Here is a 24,154-nt window from a genome sequence, read left to right as displayed (position 1 = left end):
CTGCTCGTCATGCCGAAGGACGACCGCACGCGCTCATTCCCTCCGTCCGGCGGGCCGAGGCGCATGCCGCCTGCCCGCGACGACATCAAAATCCTCACTCCGCGGCAGGTCTTCGACCACCTCGACCGGTACGTGATCGGCCAGGCGGCCGCAAAGCGCTCCGTCGCCACCGCGGCCCACCAGCACCTCAAGCGCATCGAGCAGCGGCGTCTGGGCAAGGCGACGCTGCTGCGCAAGTCGAACGTGCTGCTTATGGGTCCCACCGGCTCGGGGAAGACGCACATGGCTCGCAAGCTCGCCGACCTGCTCGAGGTGCCGTTCACTGTCGTGGACGCCACTGAATATACCGAGGCCGGCTATTACGGGAAGGATGTCGAGGTGATGGTGGCGGAATTGCTCTTCAAGAGCGGCCACTCGATCGACGCCACCCAGCGCGGGATCATCTTCATCGACGAGATCGACAAGATCGCGCGCCGAAGCGGAAGCGCGCGCACCGGCGCCGGCAGCCGCGACATCGGCGGCGAAGGCGTGCAGCAGGCCCTGCTCAAGCTTCTCGAAGGGCGCGAGATCTTCGTGCCCCTCAACGTGACCCAGCACTGGAACAAGCACGACTTCGTCCAGGTCGACACCAGCGACATCCTCTTTATCTGCGCGGGCACGTTCACCGACCTGCACCAGGTGCAGGTGGATCGCCAGGTTGGTTTCGGCAGCTCCGGGCGCCGCATGGGCGCCTCGCGTCTGCGGGTGAAGGAGCTGATCGAGTACGGGATGCTCGCGGAGCTGCTCGGACGGCTTCCGGTCCAGGTCCAGCTCGAGGAGCTGAGCTCGGAGGAGCTCTATCGCATCCTTACCGAGCCCCCGGATGCGCTTGCGCGGGAGTACCGGGAGGCGCTGCAGATCGACGGCGTGGAGCTGGAGCTGCAGGAAGGCGCGCTGCGGGCCATCGTCGAGTACTCGGTGGAGAAGAAGCTGGGGGCGCGCGCCCTGCGCAGCATCATGGAGGAGCTCCTCGCCGACGTGATGTTCGACGCGCCGGAGAAGCGCGGGGAGCAGCTGGTGATCGACCGCCGGTACGCGCACTCGCGCCTGAAGAAGCTCGACGCGCAAGCGCTGCGCGACTGAGGCAGGGATGCTCGCGTACACGTTCTGGCACTGGCCGCGCGAGGGAGCGGCCGACTACGAGCGGCATCTTGGGGAGTTCTTCCAGGCGATGGAGTCGGACAAACCTCTCGGCTACCTGGGCGGGCACTCGATGCGCCACGCCGCCGCTCCGTGGCTGCCCGGCCCGGCATATCTGGACTGGTATCGGGTCTCCGGCTTTGCCGATCTCGGGATGCTCAACGAAGGCGCGGTGAGCGGGTCGCGACGGGCGCCACACGACGACATCGCGGCCATGGCGGGCGGCGGCGCAGGCGGGGTCTACGAGCTGCAGCAAGGGCCGGCGGAGTTCGTCGACGCGAAAGTGGCGCACTGGTTCGGCAAGCCGCAGGGGATGCGTTACGCCGAGCTGTTCGGAGAGCTTGCCGGCGTGGCGGGCTCGCTCTGGATGCGGCAGATGGTGCTCGGGCCGTCACCCGAGTTCGTGCTGTTCGCCACCCGCGACGTCGCGCTCGGCGTCCCGGCCACGCGCATCGACGTCGAATGCATCTGGCCCACCCGCTGATCCGGGCAGTCAGGATTATTCCCCAATTCAAGATCAAACAACGCGCCCCTGACTTTCGCCTTCCCGTTGTTCTCACCTGCGGCACGAAGGCCAGCTAGGATCGGCGTGTGCCAGTTGCCAAGGGGAGCTTGCGGGAATTTTCGAGCACGATGGGGTATGGGTGTATCTCGTGTTCAATGCTGGCGTCGTCGCCTCATTCACGGGAGCTGCGGCACACCTTGATTTACCCGCCGCCGCCGCGCGATCGCGATCCCTCGACGATAGGTCATTCTCCGGCACCGCCTGCGCAGGAAGGCGCTACGTCTTGCGGGGACCGCGCAGCTCGGTGATCAGGTTCACCTCGCGGGCCACCGAAAGCACGTGCGAGTGCGGCAGGTCGAGCTTTGCGAGGGAAGTCTCGGTCTCCAGATGCTCCAGGTGCGGCCGCAAGAGCGCGATCAGCGAAGCGAACACCCACGCCACCAGGAGGCCCTTGCCGGTGCCGACGAGAAAGCCGCCGCCGCGTTCCACCGTCTTGGTGAAGCCGCCGGTCATCCGCTTGTGCAGGAACCTGCCGATGAGCTTGGCGGCGATCTCCGCGACGAGGAAGAGCGCGATGGCCATTGCCGCCGTGGCCACGGCGACGGGAAGGCCGAGATCCTTCGCGAACGCGTCGCCGAAGCTCTGCGCCAGGAGGCGGGCGAGCACGATGCCGCCCACGAATCCGATCAGGCCGAAGATCTGCCGGAGGAGGCCGCGGAACGCGCCCCAGATGCCGAAGGCGAGGACGAGGACCAGACAGAACAGGTCGAACGCGTTCACCGGATGCTCATATCGTTCTTGATGAGCTTGCCCGCCTCGTCCCGCTTCGCCTTGAAGTTGGGGTTGTTGGGTTCGTAAGTGAGCGCCATCTTGAAGTTGCGCTCGGCGGAGGAGAACTTTTGCGCCGCCATGTCCGCGAGGCCCGCCATGTAGAACTTGCGGCCCTGCGGCGTCGCTCCCACTTCCTGCTCCTTTTCCTTCTTCAGCTCCTGCTCGCTGGCCTCCACGAAGCGCAGCTTCTTCTGCCGGTCGGGGCCGAGAACGTCGGCGAGGTACTTCGTCCGCTTGGTGTCGTCGCGAAGGCAGACGTAGGCCTCGTTGATGCGCTTGTAGATGCGGCCGATGTTCTCCTTCATGTCGCTCGGCGGCAGGGTGCTGAAGCGGTCCGGATGATATGACCGCGACTCGCGGTAGTACGCGGCCTTGATCTCGCCCGGGCTGGCGCTCTGCGCCACTTTGAGCACCTGGAAGTAGTCCAGCTCGTCGAGGACCTGGGCGAGCGCCTGCGCCTCGATCTCGAATCCCTCATCCATCAGGCGGCGGCCTCACCGCGCGCGAGGGTGGTCCGCGCGTTCTTCGACTGGGCGGCCTGGATCATGTCCTCGGTCAGACCCGACGACAACCGGATCGTGCAGGAGGTCTTCTGCCCCGTCTCTACGTCGGCGGCGGTGACGCTGACGATGCCGTTGGTGTCGATCTCGAACGTCACCTCGATGCGCACTTCACCGCGGTAGCCGATGCGAAACCCGGAGAACTCGAATTCCCCGAGCATCTCGCAGTCGAACGCCTTGTTCGACTCGCCCTGGTAGACGCGGATCTTCACCTTCTCCTGGCCGTCGCGGTTGGTGGTGTACGACTTGCTCCGCTCGATCGGGATGGGCGTGTTCTTGTCGATGATCTTGTCGGTGTAGCCGCCGACCGTGCCCACGCGCAGCGTGAGCGGCGTGACGTCGAGGAGGTAGTGCGACCCGGCGCCCTCGCCCTTCGCCTCCAGCAGGCTGTTCGCCTGGATGGCGGCGCCCATCGCGACCACCTCGTCGGGGTCGATGCCGGCCATCACGTCCTTGCCGAAGTAGTGCTTCACCGAGGTGCGGATGATCGGCAGGCGGGTCGGCCCGCCCACGAGGATGACGGCATCCAGATCCTGCGCGGTCATCTTCGCGCTCTGCAGCGCCTCGTCGCAGACCTTGAACGTGCGCTGCACGAGGTCCATCACCATCCGGTTGAACTCGGCCTCGGTCAGCTGGGCGGTGAGATCCATCACCTTGCCCGCCGGATCCTGGCAGATGCCTTCGACGTGGATCTTGGCGACGCCGTCGCGGCCGACGTCGATCTTGGCGCGCTCGGAGGCCTCCTTGAGCATCTGCAGGCAGTACTTGTTGAGGCGCAGGTCGATCCCGTGCTGCTTGAGGAAGCCTTCGGCAAGCCAGGTCATGATCCGGTCGTCGAAGTCGTCGCCGCCCAGGTACGTGTCGCCGGCGGTGGAGAGCACCTCGAAGACGTCCTTGCCGATCTCGAGGATGGAGATGTCGAAGGTGCCGCCGCCCAGGTCGTAGACCGCGATCTTCTGCGTAATGTCCTTGCCGAAGCCGTAGGCGAGCGCGGCGGCCGTCGGCTCATTGAGAATGCGGAGGACTTCCAACCCGGCGATCCGCCCCGCGTCCTTGGTCGCCTGGCGCTGGTTGTCGTTGAAGTAGGCGGGAACGGTGACCACCGCCTTCTTCACTTCGTGCCCGAGGTAGTTTTCGACGATCGACTTCATCTCCTTCAGCACCAGCGCGGAGATCTCGGGCAGCGAGTAGACGTTCTCGCGGATCTGGATGCGGACGGAGTTGTTCTCGCCCTCGATGATCTTGTACGGCATCACCGCCTGGGCCTTCTTCACCTCGTCGGAGAAGTAGAAGCGGCCGATCAGGCGCTTGGCGCTGTACACGGTGTTGTCGGCGTTGGTGATGATGTTGCGCTTGGCGCTGTTGCCGACGAGCACCGTGCCGTCCTCGAGAAAGCTGACGACGCTCGCGTGCGTGCGCTCGCCCCATTCGTTCGGGATCACGGCGGTTTGGGCGTTTTCGATGATGGAGACGCAGCTGTAGCTGGTCCCCAGGTCGATGCCGATAGCGACGTCGCCGGGTTCGGCCATAAGTGGCGCGAGTCTACCGTGGCCCCGAGGGGGGTCCAAAGATCGACCAATTGGCGTGCGCTCGAGGGGTGCGCTACGATCCTACAAGACGCACATTGCGAATGAGGGAGGGCAGTTTTTTTGGCAGAGTTCCTCGCCACCCATCAATCCGATGCGACGCTCCTCGGCTGCGTGCTGCGAAGGCTCGCGGGCCGCGTTTCGCTCGGGTCCGCGGAGCGTGCCGCTGGCGTCGGCTTTTTCCAGAGCGATGATCTGCTGCTGCGCAAGCGGCCGCTCGGCGGGCAGGCCGTCTTGCCCGAGAAGGTCGCCGACGGAGTGGAGAGCGAGGCAGCGCTGATCTGCAGCGGGACCGCGGGGTCGTCTTCGCGCTCGTTCAACGAGCAGACGACGTTGCCGTTCCGCTTCAAGCGCTGGCTGTTCGCCACCGCCGGCCAACCCGAGTCGCTGGCGCCGATCCGGCCCGCGCTCGTCAAGGGTCTCCCCGACTATCTGCGGCGCTCGGTGAAGGGCGACTCCGCCGCCGAGGGCCTGTTCTTCACCTTCCTGTCGCGGCTGCGCGACGTCGGACGTCTCGACGACCACGAGCTGGACGCAGAGACCGCTGCCCGCGCGCTGGCCGCCGCCGTCGGCGAAGCGGAGCGCGCCTTCGAGCAGCTGGGGCAACCGCTCCCGGGCATCGCCGCGGTGGTCAGCAACGGGCGCGTCATGGCGGCGCTTCGCCGCGGGCATCCGCTACTCGTCGGCGTGATCGACGGGCTGATTCCGTGCGCCCGCTGTGAGATCGGCCCCGGTGCGAACGAGTTGGACCCGCGGGTGAAGTCGCACCGCATGCTGCACGCAGCGATGGTGCTCTCCGGAGCGGCGTCCACCGATGGGTTCCGCGAAGTGGCTGAGCGCGAAGTGATCGCCATCCCGCGGAGTCTGACCGACGTCCGGTCGCTCTAGAGGAGTCGTCATGTCCAGCGGGAATGCCGCGCTGATCACCGGCGCGTCGGCCGGTCTCGGGCTCGAGTACGCGAAACTGTTCGCAGCCGACGGGTTCGACGTCGTCCTGGTCGCGCGTAGGCGCGACCGGCTCGAGGCACTGGCCAAGGAGCTCGAAGGGAAGCATCGCGTCCGGGCGCACGTCATCGCGGCCGACCTCGGGTCCGCCGACGGGCCGGGGCGCGTGCTCGAGGATCTGCGCCGCATCGGGCTGGAGGTGGCGTTCCTCGTGAACAACGCCGGCTTTGGGACCAGCGGGGCATTCGCCGAGATCGATGCGGACCGCGAGCTGGAGATGATCCAGGTGAACGTCGTCTCGCTGGTCTCTCTCACCCGCGCACTGCTGCCGGCGATGATCGCGCGAAAGAGCGGACGCATCCTCAACATCGGATCGACGGCCGGGTTCCAGCCCGGGCCGTTCATGGCGGCGTACTACGCGAGCAAGGCGTTCGTGAACTCGTTCACGGAGGCGCTCTCGTACGAGCTGCGAGGCACGGGAGTGACCGCCACCGTGAGCTGCCCGGGCGCCACGGCCACCGAATTCTCCACCGTCGCGGGAAACGATCGATCGCGCCTCTTCCGGATGGGCGCGGCGTCCCCGGCCATCGTCGCGCGCCAGGGGTACCGCGCGATGATGGCCGGCAAGCCGATCGTGGTCCATGGGATGAAGAACAAGTTCGGCGTGCAGCTGCTGCGCGTCAGCCCGCGATCGGCGGTACGCGCCGTCGCCGCCTCGCTCAACCCTGCTCCCCAGAGTGCCGCGAAACCAGTCCCGCACTGAGGCTGCGGTCCGGCGCTCGCTCGATTCGTCGATCGAGGCGTCCGCAACGCCGGGGCTGCAGTATCTCGCCGTCGACGCGCGAGACACGCTGTTCGAGCTCACCGGTGGCTGGGCGGACATCGCCCGACGCATTCCCATCGAGCCCCGCACGACGCTGATGGCGTACTCGATGAGCAAGACGATCACCGCCGCGGCGACGCTGCAGCTGATCGGCCTCGGCAAGCTCGGGCTCGACGAATCGATCCGCCGCCATCTGCCCGAGGTTCCCTACGCCGCGGACATTACGGTCCGCCAGCTCCTGTCACATACGTCCGGGATCCCGAATCCGATCCCCCTGCGCTGGGTGCACCCGGCCGCGCAGCACGCGAGGTTCGAGGAGGGTCGGTCGCTCGCCGCGGTCCTCGCCGCAAGCCCCCGGCTGCGTTCGGCGCCCGGCACCCGATACGCCTATTCGAACATCGGCTACTGGCTGCTCGGAAGAATCGTCGAGTACGCCAGCGGCGAAGCGTTCACCGGTTTCGTCGCGCGGCACGTCCTCGGACCGCTGGGGATCGCACCCGACGAGGTGGGCTACGCCATTGCGGCGTCCGTCCCGCACGCCAATGGATACCTGGAGAAGTACTCGCTGATGAACCTGCTCAAGGGATTCCTCATCTCCGGCGAGCTCATCGGCGACTACGAAGGCAAATGGCTCCGGATCGAGCCCCATTACCTGAACGGCCCGGCCTTCGGGGGGCTGGTGGGAACCGCTCGCGGATTCGGGAAGTTTCTTCAGGACCAACTGCGTCCACGCTCCGTTCTCTTCGACGATTCGAGGCGACATCTGTTCTTCGAGCAGCAGCAAGCGGGTGGAAAGCCCGTTCCGATGACGCTCGGGTGGCACATCGGCGACCTGGGTGGGACGCGGTTCTACTTCAAGGAAGGGGGAGGCGGCGGATTCCACTGCGAGATGCGCATCTATCCCGAGGCCGAAGTCGGCACCGTTCTGCTGACGAACGCCACCGCATTCGACGTGAAGCGGACGCTCAACGTCGTCGACCGCGAGGTCGGCGCGCGTGTGCAACGATGATCAGAACATCGAGTGTTCGAGCACCAGCAACCAGACGTTGCAGAGGAAGTGCGCAATCGATGCGCCGACGATGGTTCCGGTGCGGTTGCGGACCCAGGCGAAGAGAAGCGCCGGAAAGAAGACCGCGAGCCGCCACGGCGCCGGCGTCAGCAGGTGCCCGACGGCAAAGAGCGCCGCCGCGGCTACGGCGCTCGGCAGCGGGCGCCACCGCTCCTCGAACCGAAAGGTCATGTAACCGCGGTAGAAGAACTCCTCGGAGAACGCGACTGCGGCGTTCCCCGCCACCTGCCCTGCGAACTCCCACGAAAGCGGCACCTCCAGACGGAACGGGCGGACGCGACCGTAAGGGGCGATCCAGTGCCGCATTTCCGGCGGCAGATATGCGAACCATCTCCCGAACAGGACGAACAGGGCCCCGAAGGCCGGCAGCACGATGGCGCAGACGGCGAGCGACCAGACGAGATCCTGCCGCAGGCGGTCGAATCGCCAGCCCGCGTCGTGCGCGTCGTGTCCGCGGCGCTCGAGCAGGCGCAGGGGCACGTAGAGAAATGCCGCCACTGCGACTGCGCCCACCACGCCCTTCAGCGCCGGCAGAAACTCCACGAGCAGCTGGAGCAGTGCGAGGCTGCCGATCACGGCGCCCCAGGCCGCCAGCGCCTCCCGCGTCGGACTGCGGTTCAGCGCGCCACCGGCAGTCCGAGCGCCTTCCACTGATCGATTCCGCCCTGCAGGCTGACGGCGCTCCGCCCCATCTGCCGGAGCCAACCCGCCGCGTTGAACGAGCGCATGCCCTTCTTGCAGACCGTGACCACGTCACGACCTTCTGGGACTTCCGCCAGCCGGGCGGGCAGCTCGTTCATGGGGATGTGCACGCTGCCCTCGATCCGTCCTTCGGCCAGCTCCGGCACATTGCGCACGTCGACGATCAGCGGCGGGTTCGCTCCCGCGAGCTTCTGCTGCAGCGATCGGGCATCGATTTCGTTCATCGGGTCCTCGCTTGCCGGATGTATCGATCGAGGTCCTCCCGGTCGATCAGGGAGAGGATCTCGACGGTCTTTCCCTCGCCGCGCCGGTAGATCAGACGTACGTCGGTGGCGATGCGGATGCGGTAGTACCCCGGAAGTCCTTCCAGGGCGATGGCACGCAGCGATCCATGCCGCCAGTCGCGCGCGAGCAATGAGACCTTGTCGAACGCGGCCCGCTGCATCCTGCGATCCCAGCGCTGGATCGAGTCGTAGAACTCGCGGGTGAAGATCGGAATCAGGAACGTGGAAGCTTCTTCCGCGCTGGGAAGCGCCTCTTCCTCCACGACCGGCGCGAGGTTGACTGGCGGGGACGCTGCGGCGGTGGCCCGCTGGGCCTGCGCGACCTGGGCGCGCAGGGCGTCGCGTTCCTCCACCGCGGTGCGCAGGCGCTCGGAAAGCGAGCGGCTCTCGTCGGCGAGCCGGCGGGCCTCGGCCAGCGCCCTCCCCTCGCCGGCGGCGGTCAGCCGGGCCAGGTCCGCGGATACGCGGGTCAGCTCGGCGCGCACCTGCGAAAGCTCCTCGCGCAGGTCGGCGACGCTCTTCTCCCGCTCGACGATGTCCGCTCGCGCCGACGCGAGCTGCTCGCGGAGCGAATCGCGTTCCTTGCCGGCGCGATCGGCGGTCTTGCGCGCTTCCTCCAGCTGCTTGCGCAGCTCCAGCACGTCCGCCGGAAGCTGCGGCTTCCGCTGCGGAGCGGCGGCCTTCGCGGGAGCGTCGAGCGCCTCGACGCCGAGGTCGATGGCGGAGAGCGCGTAGGCGCGCAGCTTCTCGTCTTCGTCGATCAGCGCGCGCCAGGCGACGCGGGCGAGGTGCTGCAATGGATCACCGGTGAACAGCTCGAGCAGGTCGCGGTACTGCTCGTCGGCCAGCGGCTTGCCCTCCAGCACCGGGTTGCGCAGCGCCTCCCGGATGGCCTTCTCGAGCAGGTTCGCCGCGTCCTCGGCGGCGCGAGCTTCGTCCGCGAGCATTCGCGCCACCTGGTTCGGCGGCATCGCTTCGAGGCGGTAGCCGGGGCTATAGAGGCGCAGCTCGCCGCACAGCTCGAGAAGCCGTCGATCGCCGAAGCAGAGCTCGAGGAACTCACCGAGCGCGCGCGCATCGAGCTGCTTCAGCGGGAGCGGCGCGCTGGAGATGGGGATCATTTCCGCGTCTGGGGGAGGCGCGACCGCGGCTGCTTCCGCCTTCGACTTGGTCGCCTTCGTCTTCTTCCCCATCGCGGCGCGCAATAGAGAGCGTATTCTCTCCGGATGCAAGCGTTGGTCACAGGCGCGGCGAAGCGCGTGGGACGCGCGATCGCGCTCGCGCTGCACGGCGCCGGCTACCGGGTCGCGGTGCATTACCGGACCTCGCGCGCCGAGGCGGAGGCGACCTCCGCGCTGCTGGGCGGCGCGCCGCTGATCGAAGGCGATCAGGCACGTGATCCGGAGCGCATCGTCGCGGACGCGGCGCGCGCCCTCGGCGGGCTGGACCTGCTCGTATGCAGCGCGGCGCGTTTCGAGAAGGTGCCTTCGGAGCGCCTGGGCCGGGAACAGTTCGAGGCGATGCTGGCCACGAACCTGGTCGGCCCCTTCTACCTGATGCAGGCGGCGCTGCCTCACCTGCGCGCTGCGCGGGGCAGCATCGTCACCGTTCTCGACGTCTGCGGGACCACGCAGGTGTGGAAGGGCTACGCGCACTACACGGCGTCGAAGGCCGGTCTCGCCGCGCTTACCCGGCTGCTGGCGCTGGAGTGGGCGCCCGAGGTGCGCGTGAACGGGGTGGCGCCGGGTACGGTGCTTCCCCCGGAAGGGATGGATTCCGGACCGCTCGCGAAGCGCATCCCGCTCGGGCGCATCGGAACCCCGGAAGATGCCGCGCGGGCCGTGCTGTTCCTGGCGCAGGAGCCATTCGTCACGGGCGAAATCCTCACCATTGACGGGGGCCGGTCCCTGAATCCCTAGTCTTCTGCACGCATCTGAATATACTGATCCCATGGAAACCCAGACCGTCCATCCGCAGACCGAAAACCCCTCCGAAGTTCCCACTCCTGTCCGGTTGACGGACAAAGCCGCCGCCATGGTCAAGGAGACCATCGAGCGCGAGGGACTGCAGGGCTCCGGCCTGCGCGTCGCCGTCGTCGGCGGCGGGTGCTCGGGCTTCCAGTACAGCCTGGACATCGAGAAGGACGAGCGGCCCGGCGACATGGTCTTCGAGATCCAGGGCGTGAAATGCTTCGTCGACCCGATGAGCTCGATGTACCTGCTCGGCGTGGAAGTCGACTACGTCGAAGGGCAGTTCGGCCAAAGCGGGTTCAGCTTCAAGAACCCGAACGCCAAGCACACCTGCGGTTGCGGATCGTCGTTCTCGGCCTGATCCGCGCCTGTCCGTAGCTGCAGAGGGAGGGGCCGTGCGGGCTCCTCCCTCTTCGTGCTTCGGGCCACCCGGCCCTCGTCGGTTGGATTCACCTGCGGGAATCTCCACAGTCTCCGAAACCCAACAAGGAGACTCCATGAGGATCATCGCAGCAGCAGCGTTCGCGCTCGCGCTGACGGCGTTCGGCGCGCGTGCGCAGACCAGCACCGGAGCAGGAACGAGCGACACCCGAAGCACGGCGACCCCGAACAGCCAGTCGTCGGAAGACAAGGGCAGCGCGGTGCTTCCGGCGGACCAGAACAGCAGTGCCCTGCCCGGCAATTCTTCGAACACCTCGTCGTCGAACAGCAGCCTGCCCAGCAGCAACCCGGCGAGCAATTCGGCGACGCCCGCGGACACCGGCTCGAAGACCCACCAGCCGCAGGAGGGTCGCGGCTCGAACGACACTTCCCCGCCCCCGGACAATTCTTCGAGCGCAGTGCCGAGCCGCGGGGCCGCTTCGACCTCGACGGGCGTGGGCAACGAGAGCTCGGGCAACGTAAAGAGCGGCGAAAATGCCGCGGGCAGCTCGACCGAGTCAGTGCCGAGCTCGTCCTCCAACGGCAAGAAGATCAAGAAGCACAAGCGCACCTCGCAGGGCCGCAGCGGCGAGAGCACCATGCACAAGGCGAAGACCTCTCCGTCGGACACGCCGTCGGCGGACGATACGAAGACGAGCCCGGCCTCGCCGTCGGCACCGCAGAGCAAGACGGGCACGACGAACGACACGCGCGACATCGGGCAGCGTCGCGCGGCCTGCGAGCCCCAGCACGACCGACGATAGCAAGGGGACGAACCGCGATCCGGGCATGTCGTCGAAGCCTGGCGACGTGACTGGTCAGCCGACCGACACGACGAAGCCGACCGATACGACGAAGCCCACCGACACCAAGGATCCCGCCTCCTCCCCCAGCGGCCAGCCGAAGGATCGGTAACTGGCGGACGCGGGCAGGCGTTCTCCGGGTCGTTGTGCAGCGAACGTCGCATGCGCAGCTTCTCGGAGGACCCCCGGCCACCCGGCCGGCCTTGCGAAGAAGGGGAATCGGATGCTGAAGGGAATCGTCGCGGCACTGGCCATCGGGCTGGCGCTGCCTGTGGTCGCGGAGAGCGACACGGCGAAGGACATCAAGGACAATGCCGCCAATGTCTCGGACAGCGCGAAGGACGCACTGAAGACGGACAGCGGCGCGGAGAAGACGAAGCGCCACGCGAAGCGGAAGGTGCGCAACGCGAAGAAGGACGCGCGGCACACGAAGAACGACGTCAAGAAGGACGTGAAGAACGCGACGGACAACAAGTAGCCCGCCGCCGCACCGGGTTGCTAGCCCGCTGCCGCAGCGGAAGTGCGGCTTTGCGGGCTATCGCTCCAGGCTGTACATCTCGAGAGGCATGGCCTCTCCCGTCCCCGAGGACACCGGCATCGACGTCGTCAACGCGCCCAAAGACGTCTGGAGCGACGTTTATCACCAGCTCTTGCGCGCTCCCTGGTCGCTGACGTTGCTCGCCATCGCCGGGATGGTCCTGGCGATCGATGTGCTCTTCGCCCTCGCCTTCCTGCTTACCGGCGGTATCGCGAACGCCCGGCCCGGGTCGTTCGCCGACGCGTTCTTCTTCAGCGTCCAGACGCTGGGAACCATCGGTTACGGAGCGATGTATCCGCAATCGACGGCGGCGCACATGGTGGTCACCCTCGAGTCGATCGCCTCGCTCGTCGCCGTCGCGCTGGCCACCGGCATCGTGTTCACGAAGTTCTCCATTCCGGTGGCGAGGCTCGAATTCGCGCGCGGCGTGGCAATCTATCTCCAGGACGGCGTGCGCACGCTGGCCATCCGGCTGGCGAACCGGCGCAGGAACTTCATCGTCGAGGCACAGGTGCGCGTCACCTTCATCCGGGCGGAGACGACGAAGGAAGGCATCTTCTTCTACCGCCTGTACGACCTGCCGCTGGTGCGCGATCGATCTTCCGCCCTTGGGCGGAGCTGGCTCGTGCTCCACCGGATCATCGAAGGCAGCCCACTCGAGAACATGACGCCCGAATCGCTGCGAACCGCCGACGTGGAGCTGAACGTAGCCGTCTCCGGCATCGACGGTACCACCTACCAGACGATGCATGCGCTCCACCGGTACATGCCGGAGGATTTCCGGTTCGGCGAGCGGTTCGCGGACATGCTCTCGCCGAAGCCCGACGGACGGATACAGCTCGACTACACCAGGCTCCACGACACGGTGCGCGCGACCTACTGACCGGCGGGGAGCAGGCCGCTGTCGCGCAGCGCGTTGAGGATGTCGTCGACGCTGCGGTAGCTGAGCGAGAGTGGCTCTTCCTTGCTGTACCGGATGATGCCCTGCGCATCGACGATGAAAACCGAGCGCCGCGCGGTTCCGAGCAGGCCGCGGACCCCGTACAGAGCCGCCACCTTCCCCTGCAGATCCGCCAGCAGCGGGAAGCTCAGCGCGTAGCTCTTGGCCATGCGCTCGTGCAGCTCCAGATCGTCGGTCGAGATGGCCCAGAGCGTCGCGCCCGTCGAGACCAGACGCTCCCGCTGCGCTTCGTAGTGCTGCAGCTGGCGCAGGCAGACCGGCGTGAAATCTCCCGGATAGAACGCTAGAACCACCACCTTGCCGCGCTGGTCGGCGAGGTGGTACGCGCCGGGCGGCACGCCGTTCAGGTTGAAATCGGGGGCAGGGTCGCCCTCGCGCAAGTGCATGAAGGGATGGTAGTCGAAATGGACGCGGTAATCATCGACGCGGTTCGCACGCCGGTGGGAAAGTTGCGCGGTGCGCTTTCCGGGGTCCGGCCGGACGATCTCGGCGCGTACGTGATCGAACAGTTGCTCCGGCGCAGCCCTGCGGTGGAGCCCGCGGCGGTGGACGAGGTCTTCTTCGGGTGCGCGAATCAGGCGGGGGAGGACAACCGCAACGTCGCGCGCATGTCGCTGCTGCTTGCCGGACTTCCCGAGCATGTTCCCGGTGTGACCGTCAACCGTCTCTGCGCCAGCGGGCTGGAGGCGGCGGTGCAAGCGTCTCGCGCGATCCGGCTGGGCGAGATGGACCTCTGCATCGCGGGCGGCGTCGAGAGCATGACGCGAGCGCCGTGGGCGGTGGCGAAGCCCACAGAGGGCTTCGCGGGCGGCTCGCTGCAGACCTACGACACGGCCCTCGGCTGGCGCTTTCCCAACCCGAAGATGGCGCAGCGGTTCCCGCTGGAGAGCATGGGAGAGACGGCGGAGAACGTGGCCACCAAGTACCGCATCCCGCGCGCGAAGCAGGACGAGTTCGCGCTGCGCTCGCACCAGCGCGCGCTGGCGGCGCAGGAGGCGGGACGCTACCGCGCCGAGCTCTTGCCGGTGACGGTTCCCGGCAAGCAGGCCTTGGTGGTCGAGCGCGATGAAGGGCCGCGCGCCGACACCTCGATGGAGAAGCTGTCGAAGCTGAAGGCCGCCTTTCGCGACGGAGGAACGGTGACGGCGGGCAACAGCAGCTCGCTGAACGACGGCGCGGCGGCGATCCTTCTCGCCTCGGCGCGCAAGGCCGCGGAGCTGGGATTGAAGCCGATCGCGCGGGTGGTGGCGGCGGCGAGCGCCGGAGTGGATCCTCGGGAGATGGGGATGGGACCGGTTCCGGCGACGCAAAAGGCGCTGAAGAAGGCGGAGCTGTCGGTCGGCAAGCTCGATTTGGTGGAGCTGAACGAGGCGTTCGCGGCGCAGTCGCTGGCGGTGATCCAGGAGCTGAAGCTCGATCCCGAGCGCGTCAACGTGGACGGCGGCGCGATCTCCATGGGGCACCCGCTGGGCATGAGCGGCGCGCGCATCCTCGGTCACCTCGCGCACGCGCTGAAAGCGCGCGGCGGAAAGTACGGGCTCGCCACCCTCTGCGTCGGAGTGGGCCAGGGGGTGTCGGTGATCGTCGAGGCCTTCTGACGCGTCGTTGACGCGCGCGGCGTGCGGGGCGAGAGTGCCTGCATGGCCGGCCGCAAGGACCAGCTCTACCTGCAGACGCTGGTCGATTCCGAGCGCCCCGCGCGGATGGTGGGACTGTTCACCGGACACGCACTGAAGCCGAAGGATTTCGGGCGGCTGGTCGATGCCTGCGTCAACTCCATGAAGCAGGAGGACGCCGGCGCGTCGCTGACGCTGGCGCCGCTCGGGAGCCCCTCGGCGCAGGATCTGGCCGCGCAACGCAGCTGGCGGATCACCGTCGCCGGCAACGCCGAGGCGGCGCCGCACGACTGCCTGGTCCAGATCTTCGACATGCGGGATCCCGCGAGCCCGCACCGGGCGCTGCTCGATCACATCGGCGGGCGCGATCAGGAGCTCTCGGAGGCCGCGAGCCATCTGCAGCAGAACGCGCAGACGTACGTAAGCATCGCCAGCGGCAGGCTGGACCAGCAAGAGCGCATCCATCCCTTCCAGAACCTCGTCAGCCTGTTCGCGAGCGCGCTGGGCGCCGCCATCGTCGATCCGGCTGCGGCCATCGTGACGAACGACCCCGGCGAATGGGCCGACGCGATGGAGCAGTCGCTGCAGATCGAGAAGGAGATGGGCGCGCTGCGGCGCTGAGCCCCGGCGATGGCGGTTGTGGTAGATGGCCGCCATGCCACTCGTCAACGCCAGGACGGAAGGCGGGATCGCGCTCCTCGAGCTGAATGCGCCTCCCGCGAACACGTACAGCTACGAGATGATGCGGGAGCTCGACGCGCAGGTGCTGCAGGCGCGCTTCGATCCCGGCGTCCACGCCATCGTGATCACCGGCGCGTCGGCGGGCGGGAAGACAGAGTTCTTCTGCGCCGGGGCGGACATCAAGATGCTGGAAGGGGCGGATCCGTACTTCAAGTACAACTTCTGCCTGCACGCGAACGAGACGCTGTGCAGGCTGGAGCAGACGCCCAAGCTGGTGATCGCGGCGATCAACGGGCACTGCGTTGGGGGCGGGCTGGAGATTGCGCTGGCGTGTGACCTGCGCATCGCGCGCGCCAACGCGGGGAAGATCGGGCTGCCGGAGGTGACGTTGGGAGTGCTGCCGGGCACCGGGGGGACGCAACGTCTCGCCCGCGCCGTCGGGAGGGCCAAGGCCATCGAGCTGATGGCGGAGGCGGCGACGTTCCCGGTGGAGGAGGCGAGGGCGCTCGGCCTGGTCAACACGGTGGTGGATGTGCCAGCGGCGGATTTCCGCGGGCGCGCGCTGGAGTACGCGCGCAAGTTCGTCCCTCCCGCGAAGGCGGCGCGTGCGGTCGGCTTCATCAAGCGGGCGGTGACGACTGGGCTGGAAGTCGGTCTCGAGCAGGGTCTGGCTCTCGAGAGGGAGCTTCAGCAGCGGCTCTTCGAGGGGCAGGACGCGAAGGAGGGGTTGGCGGCGTACAACGCCCGCCGCACCCCGGAGTTCTCAGGGAAATAACGCGGGTAACTCGTCCCGGGGCGAGTTGCATTGTTCAGTTTCCAACTCGCCCCGGGGCGAGTTCGAGTGTTCAGTCCTCAACTCGCCCCGGACGGGCCGCACTGCGTCATGTCCCGTCATGCCCCCGGAATCGCCCTTGCGGCAGGCGAGCGTTCGCATCCGGACAGCAGAAATGTAGGCGAGCGACTACCCGCTCGCACCCGGTGTGATTACCGTCACGTTCAGCTGGGCCGAAGGGCTGGCGGGAGGGGACATGATGAAAAAGGCAAAGATCGCCGCGGCGGCCGCGGCCGTGGCGCTGTCGGAAGCGGCGAGCGCACACGAATTCGCTTGTGAGAAGACGATCGAAGGTGAGGTCGTCCACGTCGTCGAGGCGTACCCGGCGACGCTTCATATCAAGGTGGTCGTCACGAACACGCATCCGACCGATGCGTCGACGGCGCTGTCGGTACGCGACGACCTGTTCGCGCGGATGGGCGTAAAGGTCACGCCGGAAACGCCGTTCACGCTCCAGGTCGGAGAATCGACGGAGCTCGATGCCACGGTCACGATCCGGAGCGAGGCGGAGTGCTTCAGGCTGTCGCGTGCTCAAGCGTGCACGAGCAGCTTCGAGGACGCGTTCCAGGTGCTGTTCGACGGTGGCGTCGCGCAGTGCGCGGCGCGCCTGATCTGCATGGGTGACGACTACGCCGGCGGGAAGGAGTAACGCGATGACGCGCCTCGGAATGGGAATCGCCCTCCTGCTGGGCTTTTTGGTCTACGGCTGCGGGCGATCGAATTACGACCTCACGCAGACCACCACGGTGACGTCCGGCGATGGCCCGACGTTCAGCCTGCGCCTGGCCGGAGACGACGCGGGAGATTTCCTCTCCGCGAAGCTGCGAATCGAGTCCGTGCAGGTGACGGGCGGCGGCGCGGTGCTCGCGAACGCGGTGCAGACGCCCGAGGTTGATCTCGCGGACATCGGCCGCGCCCATCTGCTCGCCACCTTCCAGGCCCCTGCCGGAGTAGAGGACGTGGAGTTTCTCGTCGGCTTCGCCGGCGGGACGCTGACCACCTCGAAGGGCAGCTTCACCGTGGACGCCCGCTGCCAGACGCTCCGCCTCACCGGCAAGGTCAGCCGGATCACGGAGCGCAAGCACGCGGTCATCCACCTCGACGTGGCGCGCTCGTTCGTCCCGGGCGGCGCCGGCCTCACCTTGGTGCCCCACTTCCAGCTCGTCTACTGATCGGCGTGACCGGCCCCCCCCCCAGGGCCCCCGGCGGATCCACGGCGCAGTGCGCACATCTACTGCGCCGTGGATCCTGAGATCGGCTACTTCCTCGTCATCGTCTTCGGGTTGCCGCTCTTGCTCCTGCTGCTCACAGGCCCGGGAATGTGGAGCGAGAAGTGGGGATGGCGGACGCTCGAGCGCCTCGAGCGTCTCTGGCACCGGGCGATCCGGCGAAGGCGGCCGCGCTGACCCTCACCCGAGCTTGCGGGCAATCTCCTCGACCGCGCCGTCGACGCCGGCCCGCGACGTATCCACCGACATCTCCGCCTGCGCGTAGAGCGGCTCACGCGCCTTGAGCAGCGCCCGTAGCTCCACCTGCGCCTGCGGATTCGCCGCCCCGGGGCGGACGTCGCCCTGCTCGAGCACGCGCCGCCAGTGCTCCTCCGGCGTGGCTTGCAGCCAGACCGTACGGCAGCGCTTCTGCAGCAGCTTGAACGACCCCGGATCCGTGACGATGCCGCCTCCGGTGGCCAGCACCGCCGCATCCGTCTCGGCAAGAAAACGCGTCAGTACCTCGCGCGCCAGCCGCCGGTAATACGCCTCGCCGTGGAGCTGGAAGATCGCCTCGAGCGCCAGACCGGCGTCCTTCTCCACCAGCGCATCCAACTCCACGAACGGCACCCGCAACCGGCTCGCGAGCGCGCGGCCGATGGTGCTCTTTCCCGCGCCGCGCAACCCGACGAGCGCCACCACCCCGCGGCCGGTCCGCTCGTGCTGTGCGGCGAAGAGCAGCTCGCCCGCCGAGGAGCCCAGCGCCCGCGCCACGTCCTGCAGACGGGCAACGGAAATGTTCCCCTGCCCGCTCTCCAGCTCCGCCAGGAAGCGCTCCGAGACGCCACTCCTCTCCGCCAGGTCGCGCCGGGTCATCGCCCGGTCGTCGCGAAGCCGGCGGACCGCCGCCCCCACCGCCGAGAGAAGCACCTGGTGCTCGGGAGTCATGTGGGCAGTATAGTGCATCAATCATGATGCCTACAAGCAATATAGTGCTTGCAATCGCGCAGGCGTTGCGCTAGCTTCCGGGCGATGGACACGAGTGCCGCCGTCCCGAAGCTGTCGTTCGATACCAATCCCTCGAAGTACCGCCACTGGGCGCTCGCCGTGGACGGCGAGATCGCCCGCCTGACCATGAAGGTGGAGCCCTTCGGCGGCGCAAAGACCGAGATCGAGCTGAAGAGCAACAGCTACGACATGAGCGTCGACATCGAGCTCGCCGACGCCATCCAGCGGCTGCGCTTCGAGCACCCCTCCGTGAAGTGCTGCGTGATCACCAGCGCCCACGACAAGATCTTCTGCGCCGGCGCCAACATCTACATGCTCGCGTCCAGCACGCATCCCTTCAAGGTCAACTTCTGCAAGTACACGAACGAGACGCGCCTCGCGATCGAGGACGCCTCGCAGAACAGCGGCGTCCGCTTTCTCGCCGCCTGCAACGGTGCCACCGCCGGCGGCGGATACGAGTTGGCGCTGGCGTGCGACGACATCATCCTGGTCGACGACGGCTCCTCCACGGTGGCGCTGCCCGAGGTGCCGCTGCTCGCCGTCCTCCCCGGGACCGGCGGGCTCACCCGCGTCGTCGACAAGCGCAAGGTCCGCCGGGACCTGGCGGACGCGTTCTCCACGCTCGCCGAGGGCGTCAAGGGCAAGCGCGCGGTCGAGTGGGGACTGGTGGACGCGGTGGTTCCGCGGAGCAAGTTCGCGGACACCATCGCCCAACGCGCTCGCGATCTTGCGGCCAAGGCACCGAAGGTGGACCGCGGACCGGGGATCCAGCTCGACCCCATCGGCGACTACCGGCACGTGAGCCTGCAGATCAACGACAAGACGCGGATCGCGGAACTGACCGTGCGCGCACCCGCAGGCGACGTTCCAAGGACCGCCGCGGAAGCCATGGCCAAGGGCGCGCAAGGATGGGCGCTGCGCATGGCGCGCGAGCTGGACCACGCGATGCTGCGGCTGCGGTTCGAGCACGAGAACGTGGGCCTGGTCATCGTCCGGACGGAGGGTGACCGGGCGAAGGCGCACGCCGTGGGCGAGCTGCTGGCGGGGCCGGAGAAGGACGCGTGGATCCTGCGTGAAACCCGACTGCTCCTGGCGCGCGCCCTGCGCCGCATGGACGTGACCGCGCGCAGCTTCTTCGCCGTGGTGGACGAGAAGTCCTGCTTCAGCGGTCCGCTCTTCGAGCTCCTGCTCGCGTGCGACCGCAGCTACGTCCTCGACAAGGACGGCGTCGAAGTGTGGCCGGGTTCGCTTTCCTCCGGCGCCCTCCCCGGCTGGAACGGCATCTCCCGGCTGGAGACGCGCTTTCTCGGCGACCCGCAGCGGGCCCAGAAGATCGTCGCCGCCGGCAAGGAAGGACCGATCGACGGCGCCACCGCGAACAAGCTCGGCCTCGCCACCGTGTTCGCCGACGACATCGACTTCGAGGAGGAGCTGCGCGTGGCCGTGGAGGAGCGCGCCTCCCTCAGCCCCGACGCGCTCACCGGCATGGAGCAGAACTACCGTTTCGCCGGTCCGGAGACCCTCGCCACCAAGATCTTCGGCCGCCTCTCCGCCTGGCAGAACTGGATCTTCATCCGCCCCAACGCGACGGGCGAGCGCGGCGCACTCACCATGTACGGCAAGCCGGAACGCCCGCAGTTCGATTACCGGAGGACCTGAGTGGCACAGTCTCTCGAGACCATCCCGAACAACGTCGACCTCGGCTCGGATCGCCGCCTGCAGCGCGCGCTGGAGCAGTGGCAGCCCAACTTCCTCTCCTGGTGGAAGGAAGTGGGTCCCGAAGGCTTCCAGGCGCACAAGGTCTATCTGCGCACCGCGATCAGCGTGGAGCCCAATGGCTGGGCCCACTTCGACTTCGTCCGCATGCCCGAGTACCGATGGGGCATCTTCCTCGACCCGAAGCAGGAGAGAAAGATCGGCTTCGGCGACAATGAGGGTCAGCCGGTGTGGGACGAAGTCCCGGGCGAGCACCGCAACGCGCTCCGCCGGATCATCGTCACCCAGGCCGACACCGAGCCCGCCTCCGTAGAACAGCAGCGGCTCCTGGGGAAGACCTGCCCCTCGATGTACGACCTGCGCAACATCTTCCAGGTGAACGTCGAGGAGGGCCGCCACCTCTGGGCCATGGTCTACCTGCTGCACCGATACTTCGGGCGCGACGGCCGCGAGGAGGCCGACGAGCTGCTCGCCCGCCGTTCGGGCAGCGGCGACAAGCCGCGGATCCTCAACACCTTCAACGAGCCGATTGACGACTGGCTCAGCTTCTTCATGTTCACGATGTTCACGGACCGCGACGGCAAGTACCAGCTCTCGGCATTGGCGCAGAGCGGGTTCGACCCGCTCGCGCGCACCACCCGGTTCATGCTCACCGAGGAGGCGCACCACATGTTCGTCGGTGAGACCGGCGTCGACCGCGTGGTGCAGCGCTGCGCGGATCTGATGGCGGCCGGCAAGGATCCGCGCAAGGAGCACGCGGTGCCCTTCGAGCTGATCCAGAAGTACATCAACTTCTGGTTCTCCCTCTCGCTCGACCTGTTCGGCGGCGAGGTCTCCTCCAACGCCGCCGACTTCTTCGCCTCGGGACTCAAGGGCCGCTTTCGCGAGGACACGCTGGATGAGCACAAGGCCGTCGGCCAGACCTACCGGATGGAGGTGCCGGAGGGCGGCACGCTCGTCGAGCAGCAGGTGCCGCTGCGCAACGCGATGAACGAGGTCCTGCGCGACGAGTACGTCAAGGACTGCCAGCGCGGCGTCGATCGCTGGAACAAGACCCTGCAGAAGGCCGGCGTGACCGGAATGACGCTGCGCCTGCCGCACCGGCGCTTCCATCGCAGCGTGGGGCCGTGCGCTGGGCTCTTCTTCGATCCGGACGGCAAGCCGATCCCGGAAGCCGAGTTCAAGGCCCACGAGCCCGAGTGGCTGCCGACGGCCGAGGATCGCGCCTTCGTGAAGTCGCTCATGCACCCGGTGGTGGAGGCGGGGAAGATGGCGTCCTGGGTCGCCGCTCCCTCGAAGGGGATCAACGGCAGGCCCATCGAGTTCGAGTACGTGAAGCCGCCCGACGCCTGACGGTTTTGGAGAATCGTTCTCCTTTATCGCTCATCCGAGCCTGCATGGAGACGAACCCCGTTGTGACCGCGTTGCGGCGCGAGCAGGCGAGCGCGCTGGTCCTCTACCTCAACTACAAAAAGTTCCATTGGCTGACGTTCGGGCCGCACTTCCGCGACTACCACCTGCTGTTCGGGGAGCACGCCGACCAGGTTCTGGAAAGCGTCGACGAGCTGGCCGAGCGCGCCTTGATGATCGATGGCAAGCCGATCGCCGATCCGGCGCAGTATCTGCCCGCCTCGTTCGTGGAGCCTTCGCAGGGCGAGCGCGGCGTGAAGCAGATGGTCGAGGAGGCCATCGCCGCGCACGACAAGGTGATCCGGGCCATGCACGACGATGCCGAGGTCGCCACCAAGGCCGGCGACATCGGCACCGCCGATCTCTTCACCCGTCTCGTTCAGGTGCACCAGAAGCAGCGCTGGTTCCTGAAGGAGATCGCGCGCCAGGAGCGCTGATCACCTCACTACAAGTGCTTCGGCGTGCGGCCCTTCTTGCCGGTCGGCGGGGGGGCGGCGCGGCGGTGCGGCGGCGCCAGCGTGGTGCCTTGGATATTGTTGAACGGCACCGTCTCCGCAAACGTCGGCAGGTTGTTCGCCCGGATCTGCGTGAACGCCTCGAACCCTGACGCCAACTTGATCAGGGTCGGCTCACTGAAGGCCGTGCCGAAAAAGCTGATGCCCATCGGCACGCCGAACACCATCGACGCCGGCACCTGCACGATGGGGTAGCCCGGGCCCGCCGCGAGGCCCGAAGTCCCGAAGATGAAGTGGTCGCCGAAGACGAGATCGGTGGCCCAGGCCGGGTTGTCGGTCGCGCTCACCACCGCATCGAGATGGAACTGGGCGATCGCCGCGTCGATCCCGTTCACGCCCGCGTTGTGGTCGATGGCCAGCGCCTGATTGTACGTCAAGCCGCCGAATGCGGGCTGCGGATCGTCGGGGCCGGTCGCGAGCGAGTTGCAGAACTCGAAGATGTCCTGGTTGAAGAACGGCATCTCCTCGGCCGCGTGGGCATTGTTGAAGGCGATGGCGGTATCCAGCGTGCCCCCCGCCACCGGCACGCCGACGCGGGTGGCAAAGTACGCCTTCAGGTCGTTGCGGAAGTCGAAACAGAGGACCAGGAACTCGCCGTCAGCGGAGGCGAAGGTGAAGCCGGCGGCATCGAGGTCGATCACCGTCGCTCCGCCCGCGGTGAGCGCGGCGAAGGACGCCTCGAACGCATCGACCACCGGCTGCGGCGTGGGCACGAACGGATCGAAGCCGCCCAGCCCGCCGCGGGTGAGGCCCAGCCGCGCGCCCTTCAGCCCGGTGGGATTGAGGAACTGGGTGTAGTCGGTAGGGATGTTCTTCGGACGCGTCCTGCCGGGGACGCCTTGCCAGCCGAGCGGAACGCCGCCGGTTGCCGGATCGCGACCGTCGAAGGTGCGGCTCTGGGCCACTCCCAGCGCTGCGGCCGCGTCGGCGACGGTGCGCCCGTGCGGGCCGACCGTGTCCTGTGTGTGGGAGATCGGGACTACGCCCGCGCGGCTGGTGAGGCCGACGGTGGGCTTGATGCCGACAACGCCATTGGCGTTGGCGGGGCAGACGATGCTGCCGTCGGTCTCAGAGCCGAAGGAGATGGCGGTAAAGTTGGCGGAGGCCGCGGCGGCCGAGCCGGAGCTGGAGCCGCAGGCGTTGCGATTGATGCCATAGGGATTGTTCGTCTGGCCGCCGCGCCCCGACCATCCGCTGACCGACTCGAAGGAGCGGAAGTTCGCCCACTCGGACAGGTTGGTCTTGCCCAGGATCACCGCCCCGCCGGCGCGCAGGTTCGCGGCCACGGTCGAGTCACGTACTGCCGGCTCCCCCACCAGCGCGAACGATCCCGCGCTGGTCTGCATCTTGTCGCCGGTGTCGATGTTGTCTTTCAGCAGCACCGGGATGCCGTGGAGCGGCCCCAGCACGTTGCCGGTGGCGCGCCTCTGATCGGCGGTCTTGGCCATCGCCAGCGCGTCGGGATTCAGCTCGATCACCGAGTTTACGCCGGGCCCGTTCTGGTCCAGCGCGATGATCCGCTTGATGTAGTAGTTGGTCAGCGCCACCGAGGTGAGCTGGCCGGATGCCATCATCGACTGGAGTTGCGCGACCGTCGCTTCGTTCAGGTTGGTTGGGGCTTGTTGCGCACGCGCGGACAGGGGCAGAACGGCGAGCGCCGCGGCCATCGTTATCCATTTCATGGTGGTTCCCCTCCGTAGGGAGTTGCACAAGGAGCGCCTGCCGCGTTCGCTGTCAACAGGGCCGAAGGTCCCGCTGGATTAAACTGGATTAAAGCAGTGTTCCCCGCAAGATAGCGCTCGCGGTCGTGAAGTAGATGATCAGCCCGGTCACGTCGACGAGCGTGGCGACGAAGGGCGCGCTGGCGCTTGCGGGGTCGAAGCCGAGCCGGCGCAGCACAAACGGCAAAAGCGATCCGGCAAGCGTCCCGAACGTCACGACGCCGATCAGCGACATCGCCACGGTGAGGCCGACGAGGATGTAGTGCTCGCC

28 protein-coding genes are annotated in these 24,154 nt (G+C 67.5%); 18 read left to right on the top strand and 10 right to left on the bottom strand.

Features of this window, described 5'->3' with window-relative positions; genetic code table 11:
- The first annotated feature begins 63 nt into the window (after nt 1-63).
- A complete protein-coding gene (clpX, locus tag E6J58_15180; GenBank protein ID TMB35929.1) occupies nt 64-1,122 on the top strand; it encodes an ATP-dependent Clp protease ATP-binding subunit ClpX in 1,059 nt (352 codons plus the stop codon).
- A gap of 7 nt (nt 1,123-1,129) precedes the next feature.
- Nucleotides 1,130-1,663, top strand: a complete 534-nt coding sequence (locus tag E6J58_15175) for a hypothetical protein (GenBank protein ID TMB35894.1) — start codon at nt 1,130-1,132, stop codon at nt 1,661-1,663.
- A gap of 297 nt (nt 1,664-1,960) precedes the next feature.
- Here the strand turns inward: E6J58_15175 and E6J58_15170 are convergent, their stop codons facing one another.
- From E6J58_15170 to dnaK, 3 genes are read right to left on the bottom strand one after another with little or no spacing between them, the layout of a single operon-like run.
- Nucleotides 1,961-2,464 carry a CvpA family protein gene (locus tag E6J58_15170; protein TMB35893.1) on the bottom strand — a complete coding sequence of 168 codons (504 nt, stop codon included), beginning with the start codon at nt 2,462-2,464 and terminating at the stop codon, nt 1,961-1,963.
- A complete protein-coding gene (locus tag E6J58_15165) occupies nt 2,461-2,997 on the bottom strand; it encodes a molecular chaperone DnaJ (protein TMB35892.1) in 537 nt (178 codons plus the stop codon). The genes E6J58_15170 and E6J58_15165 overlap by 4 nt, the downstream gene beginning before the upstream one ends.
- On the bottom strand, nt 2,997-4,604 hold the full coding sequence (dnaK, locus tag E6J58_15160) for a molecular chaperone DnaK (GenBank protein ID TMB35891.1): 1,608 nt from the start codon (nt 4,602-4,604) through the stop codon (nt 2,997-2,999). Before dnaK ends, E6J58_15165 begins: the two co-directional genes overlap by 1 nt.
- A 120-nt stretch (nt 4,605-4,724) precedes the next feature.
- Here dnaK and E6J58_15155 point away from each other — a divergent pair, with 120 nt between their 5' ends.
- The 3 genes from E6J58_15155 to E6J58_15145 are packed head-to-tail and all read left to right on the top strand — an operon-like array spanning nt 4,725 to nt 7,438.
- The gene (locus E6J58_15155) at nt 4,725-5,549 is read left to right on the top strand and encodes a class II glutamine amidotransferase (GenBank protein ID TMB35890.1); all 825 of its coding nucleotides are present in this window, start codon (nt 4,725-4,727) and stop codon (nt 5,547-5,549) included.
- Nucleotides 5,550-5,559: 10 nt separating this feature from the next.
- Nucleotides 5,560-6,369, top strand: a complete 810-nt coding sequence (locus tag E6J58_15150) for an SDR family oxidoreductase (GenBank protein ID TMB35889.1) — start codon at nt 5,560-5,562, stop codon at nt 6,367-6,369.
- Nucleotides 6,332-7,438, top strand: a complete 1,107-nt coding sequence (locus tag E6J58_15145) for a beta-lactamase family protein (protein TMB35888.1) — start codon at nt 6,332-6,334, stop codon at nt 7,436-7,438. The genes E6J58_15150 and E6J58_15145 overlap by 38 nt, the downstream gene beginning before the upstream one ends.
- Here the strand turns inward: E6J58_15145 and E6J58_15140 are convergent, their stop codons facing one another.
- From E6J58_15140 to E6J58_15130, 3 genes are all read right to left on the bottom strand, one after another.
- On the bottom strand, nt 7,439-7,804 hold the full coding sequence (locus E6J58_15140) for a CPBP family intramembrane metalloprotease (protein TMB35928.1): 366 nt from the start codon (nt 7,802-7,804) through the stop codon (nt 7,439-7,441).
- Between the two features lie 311 nt (nt 7,805-8,115).
- Nucleotides 8,116-8,424: a sulfurtransferase gene (locus E6J58_15135; protein TMB35887.1), complete on the bottom strand. Its 309-nt coding sequence runs from the start codon at nt 8,422-8,424 to the stop codon at nt 8,116-8,118.
- Nucleotides 8,421-9,677: a hypothetical protein gene (locus E6J58_15130; GenBank protein TMB35886.1), complete on the bottom strand. Its 1,257-nt coding sequence runs from the start codon at nt 9,675-9,677 to the stop codon at nt 8,421-8,423. The genes E6J58_15135 and E6J58_15130 overlap by 4 nt, the downstream gene beginning before the upstream one ends.
- Nucleotides 9,678-9,710: 33 nt before the next feature.
- Here E6J58_15130 and E6J58_15125 point away from each other — a divergent pair, with 33 nt between their 5' ends.
- From E6J58_15125 to E6J58_15105, 5 genes are all read left to right on the top strand, one after another.
- On the top strand, nt 9,711-10,403 hold the full coding sequence (locus E6J58_15125; GenBank protein ID TMB35885.1) for an SDR family oxidoreductase: 693 nt from the start codon (nt 9,711-9,713) through the stop codon (nt 10,401-10,403).
- A 31-nt stretch (nt 10,404-10,434) separates the two neighbouring features.
- On the top strand, nt 10,435-10,815 hold the full coding sequence (erpA, locus tag E6J58_15120) for an iron-sulfur cluster insertion protein ErpA (protein ID TMB35884.1): 381 nt from the start codon (nt 10,435-10,437) through the stop codon (nt 10,813-10,815).
- A 136-nt stretch (nt 10,816-10,951) separates the two neighbouring features.
- The gene (locus E6J58_15115; GenBank protein TMB35883.1) at nt 10,952-11,638 is read left to right on the top strand and encodes a hypothetical protein; all 687 of its coding nucleotides are present in this window, start codon (nt 10,952-10,954) and stop codon (nt 11,636-11,638) included.
- 262 nt (nt 11,639-11,900) lie between these two features.
- Complete coding sequence (locus tag E6J58_15110; protein ID TMB35882.1) at nt 11,901-12,155, top strand: hypothetical protein; 255 nt, start codon at nt 11,901-11,903, stop codon at nt 12,153-12,155.
- Nucleotides 12,156-12,243: 88 nt separating this feature from the next.
- Nucleotides 12,244-13,098, top strand: a complete 855-nt coding sequence (locus E6J58_15105) for an ATP-sensitive inward rectifier potassium channel 10 (GenBank protein ID TMB35881.1) — start codon at nt 12,244-12,246, stop codon at nt 13,096-13,098.
- Here the strand turns inward: E6J58_15105 and E6J58_15100 are convergent.
- Nucleotides 13,092-13,562, bottom strand: coding sequence for a peroxiredoxin (locus E6J58_15100; protein TMB35880.1), 471 nt, complete (start codon nt 13,560-13,562; stop codon nt 13,092-13,094). The genes E6J58_15105 and E6J58_15100 overlap by 7 nt on opposite strands.
- 18 nt (nt 13,563-13,580) lie before the next feature.
- Here E6J58_15100 and E6J58_15095 point away from each other — a divergent pair, with 18 nt between their 5' ends.
- The 5 genes from E6J58_15095 to E6J58_15075 all read left to right on the top strand — a co-directional run bounded on the left by E6J58_15095 (nt 13,581) and on the right by E6J58_15075 (nt 17,477).
- A complete protein-coding gene (locus tag E6J58_15095) occupies nt 13,581-14,774 on the top strand; it encodes an acetyl-CoA C-acyltransferase (GenBank protein ID TMB35879.1) in 1,194 nt (397 codons plus the stop codon).
- Between the two features lie 42 nt (nt 14,775-14,816).
- Nucleotides 14,817-15,413 (top strand): hypothetical protein, encoded by a 597-nt coding sequence (locus tag E6J58_15090; protein ID TMB35878.1) that lies wholly within the window; start codon nt 14,817-14,819, stop codon nt 15,411-15,413.
- A 34-nt stretch (nt 15,414-15,447) separates the two neighbouring features.
- Nucleotides 15,448-16,248 carry an enoyl-CoA hydratase/isomerase family protein gene (locus E6J58_15085; protein TMB35927.1) on the top strand — a complete coding sequence of 267 codons (801 nt, stop codon included), beginning with the start codon at nt 15,448-15,450 and terminating at the stop codon, nt 16,246-16,248.
- 253 nt (nt 16,249-16,501) lie between these two features.
- On the top strand, nt 16,502-16,954 hold the full coding sequence (locus tag E6J58_15080; GenBank protein TMB35877.1) for a hypothetical protein: 453 nt from the start codon (nt 16,502-16,504) through the stop codon (nt 16,952-16,954).
- A gap of 4 nt (nt 16,955-16,958) precedes the next feature.
- Nucleotides 16,959-17,477: a hypothetical protein gene (locus tag E6J58_15075; protein ID TMB35876.1), complete on the top strand. Its 519-nt coding sequence runs from the start codon at nt 16,959-16,961 to the stop codon at nt 17,475-17,477.
- 237 nt (nt 17,478-17,714) lie between these two features.
- On the opposite strand, the gene E6J58_15070 is transcribed toward E6J58_15075, so the two are convergent.
- Nucleotides 17,715-18,479 (bottom strand): helix-turn-helix domain-containing protein, encoded by a 765-nt coding sequence (locus E6J58_15070; GenBank protein ID TMB35875.1) that lies wholly within the window; start codon nt 18,477-18,479, stop codon nt 17,715-17,717.
- A 66-nt stretch (nt 18,480-18,545) separates the two neighbouring features.
- Between E6J58_15070 and E6J58_15065 the strand changes: the two genes are divergently transcribed.
- From E6J58_15065 to E6J58_15055, 3 genes are read left to right on the top strand one after another with little or no spacing between them, the layout of a single operon-like run.
- Nucleotides 18,546-20,180, top strand: a complete 1,635-nt coding sequence (locus tag E6J58_15065) for a benzoyl-CoA-dihydrodiol lyase (protein ID TMB35874.1) — start codon at nt 18,546-18,548, stop codon at nt 20,178-20,180.
- The gene (boxB, locus tag E6J58_15060; protein TMB35873.1) at nt 20,181-21,590 is read left to right on the top strand and encodes a benzoyl-CoA 2,3-epoxidase subunit BoxB; all 1,410 of its coding nucleotides are present in this window, start codon (nt 20,181-20,183) and stop codon (nt 21,588-21,590) included.
- 44 nt (nt 21,591-21,634) lie between these two features.
- Complete coding sequence (locus tag E6J58_15055; protein TMB35872.1) at nt 21,635-22,084, top strand: DNA starvation/stationary phase protection protein; 450 nt, start codon at nt 21,635-21,637, stop codon at nt 22,082-22,084.
- An 8-nt stretch (nt 22,085-22,092) separates the two neighbouring features.
- Here E6J58_15055 and E6J58_15050 read toward each other — a convergent pair whose 3' ends face one another.
- Nucleotides 22,093-23,844, bottom strand: coding sequence for an amidase (locus E6J58_15050; protein TMB35871.1), 1,752 nt, complete (start codon nt 23,842-23,844; stop codon nt 22,093-22,095).
- An 88-nt stretch (nt 23,845-23,932) separates the two neighbouring features.
- On the bottom strand, nt 23,933-24,154 hold a 222-nt coding region (locus E6J58_15045), incomplete at its 5' end, for a magnesium transporter (protein TMB35870.1).

The organism is Deltaproteobacteria bacterium, assembly GCA_005879535.1.
Classification (GTDB): Bacteria; Myxococcota; Myxococcia; order Myxococcales; family 40CM-4-68-19; genus 40CM-4-68-19.
Note: the sequence above shows the minus strand (reverse complement) of the source record. Positions and strands in the feature narration are given on the sequence as shown.

Excerpts from the sequence above, each read along its gene's own strand:
- E6J58_15105 (TMB35881.1), top strand. The coding sequence starts at position 12,244 with ATGGCCTCTCCCGTCCCCGAGGACACCGGCATCGACGTCGTCAACGCG.
- E6J58_15090 (TMB35878.1), top strand. The coding sequence starts at position 14,817 with ATGGCCGGCCGCAAGGACCAGCTCTACCTGCAGACGCTGGTCGATTCC.
- E6J58_15150 (TMB35889.1), top strand. The coding sequence starts at position 5,560 with ATGTCCAGCGGGAATGCCGCGCTGATCACCGGCGCGTCGGCCGGTCTC.
- E6J58_15125 (TMB35885.1), top strand. The coding sequence starts at position 9,711 with ATGCAAGCGTTGGTCACAGGCGCGGCGAAGCGCGTGGGACGCGCGATC.
- E6J58_15140 (TMB35928.1), bottom strand. The coding sequence starts at position 7,804 with ATGCGGCACTGGATCGCCCCTTACGGTCGCGTCCGCCCGTTCCGTCTG.
- E6J58_15110 (TMB35882.1), top strand. The coding sequence starts at position 11,901 with ATGCTGAAGGGAATCGTCGCGGCACTGGCCATCGGGCTGGCGCTGCCT.
- E6J58_15115 (TMB35883.1), top strand. The coding sequence starts at position 10,952 with ATGAGGATCATCGCAGCAGCAGCGTTCGCGCTCGCGCTGACGGCGTTC.
- erpA (TMB35884.1), top strand. The coding sequence starts at position 10,435 with ATGGAAACCCAGACCGTCCATCCGCAGACCGAAAACCCCTCCGAAGTT.
- E6J58_15080 (TMB35877.1), top strand. The coding sequence starts at position 16,502 with ATGATGAAAAAGGCAAAGATCGCCGCGGCGGCCGCGGCCGTGGCGCTG.
- clpX (TMB35929.1), top strand. The coding sequence starts at position 64 with ATGCCGCCTGCCCGCGACGACATCAAAATCCTCACTCCGCGGCAGGTC.
- E6J58_15135 (TMB35887.1), bottom strand. The coding sequence starts at position 8,424 with ATGAACGAAATCGATGCCCGATCGCTGCAGCAGAAGCTCGCGGGAGCG.
- E6J58_15070 (TMB35875.1), bottom strand. The coding sequence starts at position 18,479 with ATGCACTATACTGCCCACATGACTCCCGAGCACCAGGTGCTTCTCTCG.
- E6J58_15130 (TMB35886.1), bottom strand. The coding sequence starts at position 9,677 with ATGGGGAAGAAGACGAAGGCGACCAAGTCGAAGGCGGAAGCAGCCGCG.
- E6J58_15095 (TMB35879.1), top strand. The coding sequence starts at position 13,581 with ATGGACGCGGTAATCATCGACGCGGTTCGCACGCCGGTGGGAAAGTTG.
- E6J58_15100 (TMB35880.1), bottom strand. The coding sequence starts at position 13,562 with ATGCACTTGCGCGAGGGCGACCCTGCCCCCGATTTCAACCTGAACGGC.
- E6J58_15050 (TMB35871.1), bottom strand. The coding sequence starts at position 23,844 with ATGAAATGGATAACGATGGCCGCGGCGCTCGCCGTTCTGCCCCTGTCC.
- E6J58_15065 (TMB35874.1), top strand. The coding sequence starts at position 18,546 with ATGGACACGAGTGCCGCCGTCCCGAAGCTGTCGTTCGATACCAATCCC.
- dnaK (TMB35891.1), bottom strand. The coding sequence starts at position 4,604 with ATGGCCGAACCCGGCGACGTCGCTATCGGCATCGACCTGGGGACCAGC.
- E6J58_15085 (TMB35927.1), top strand. The coding sequence starts at position 15,448 with ATGCCACTCGTCAACGCCAGGACGGAAGGCGGGATCGCGCTCCTCGAG.
- E6J58_15055 (TMB35872.1), top strand. The coding sequence starts at position 21,635 with ATGGAGACGAACCCCGTTGTGACCGCGTTGCGGCGCGAGCAGGCGAGC.
- E6J58_15075 (TMB35876.1), top strand. The coding sequence starts at position 16,959 with ATGACGCGCCTCGGAATGGGAATCGCCCTCCTGCTGGGCTTTTTGGTC.
- E6J58_15175 (TMB35894.1), top strand. The coding sequence starts at position 1,130 with ATGCTCGCGTACACGTTCTGGCACTGGCCGCGCGAGGGAGCGGCCGAC.
- E6J58_15165 (TMB35892.1), bottom strand. The coding sequence starts at position 2,997 with ATGGATGAGGGATTCGAGATCGAGGCGCAGGCGCTCGCCCAGGTCCTC.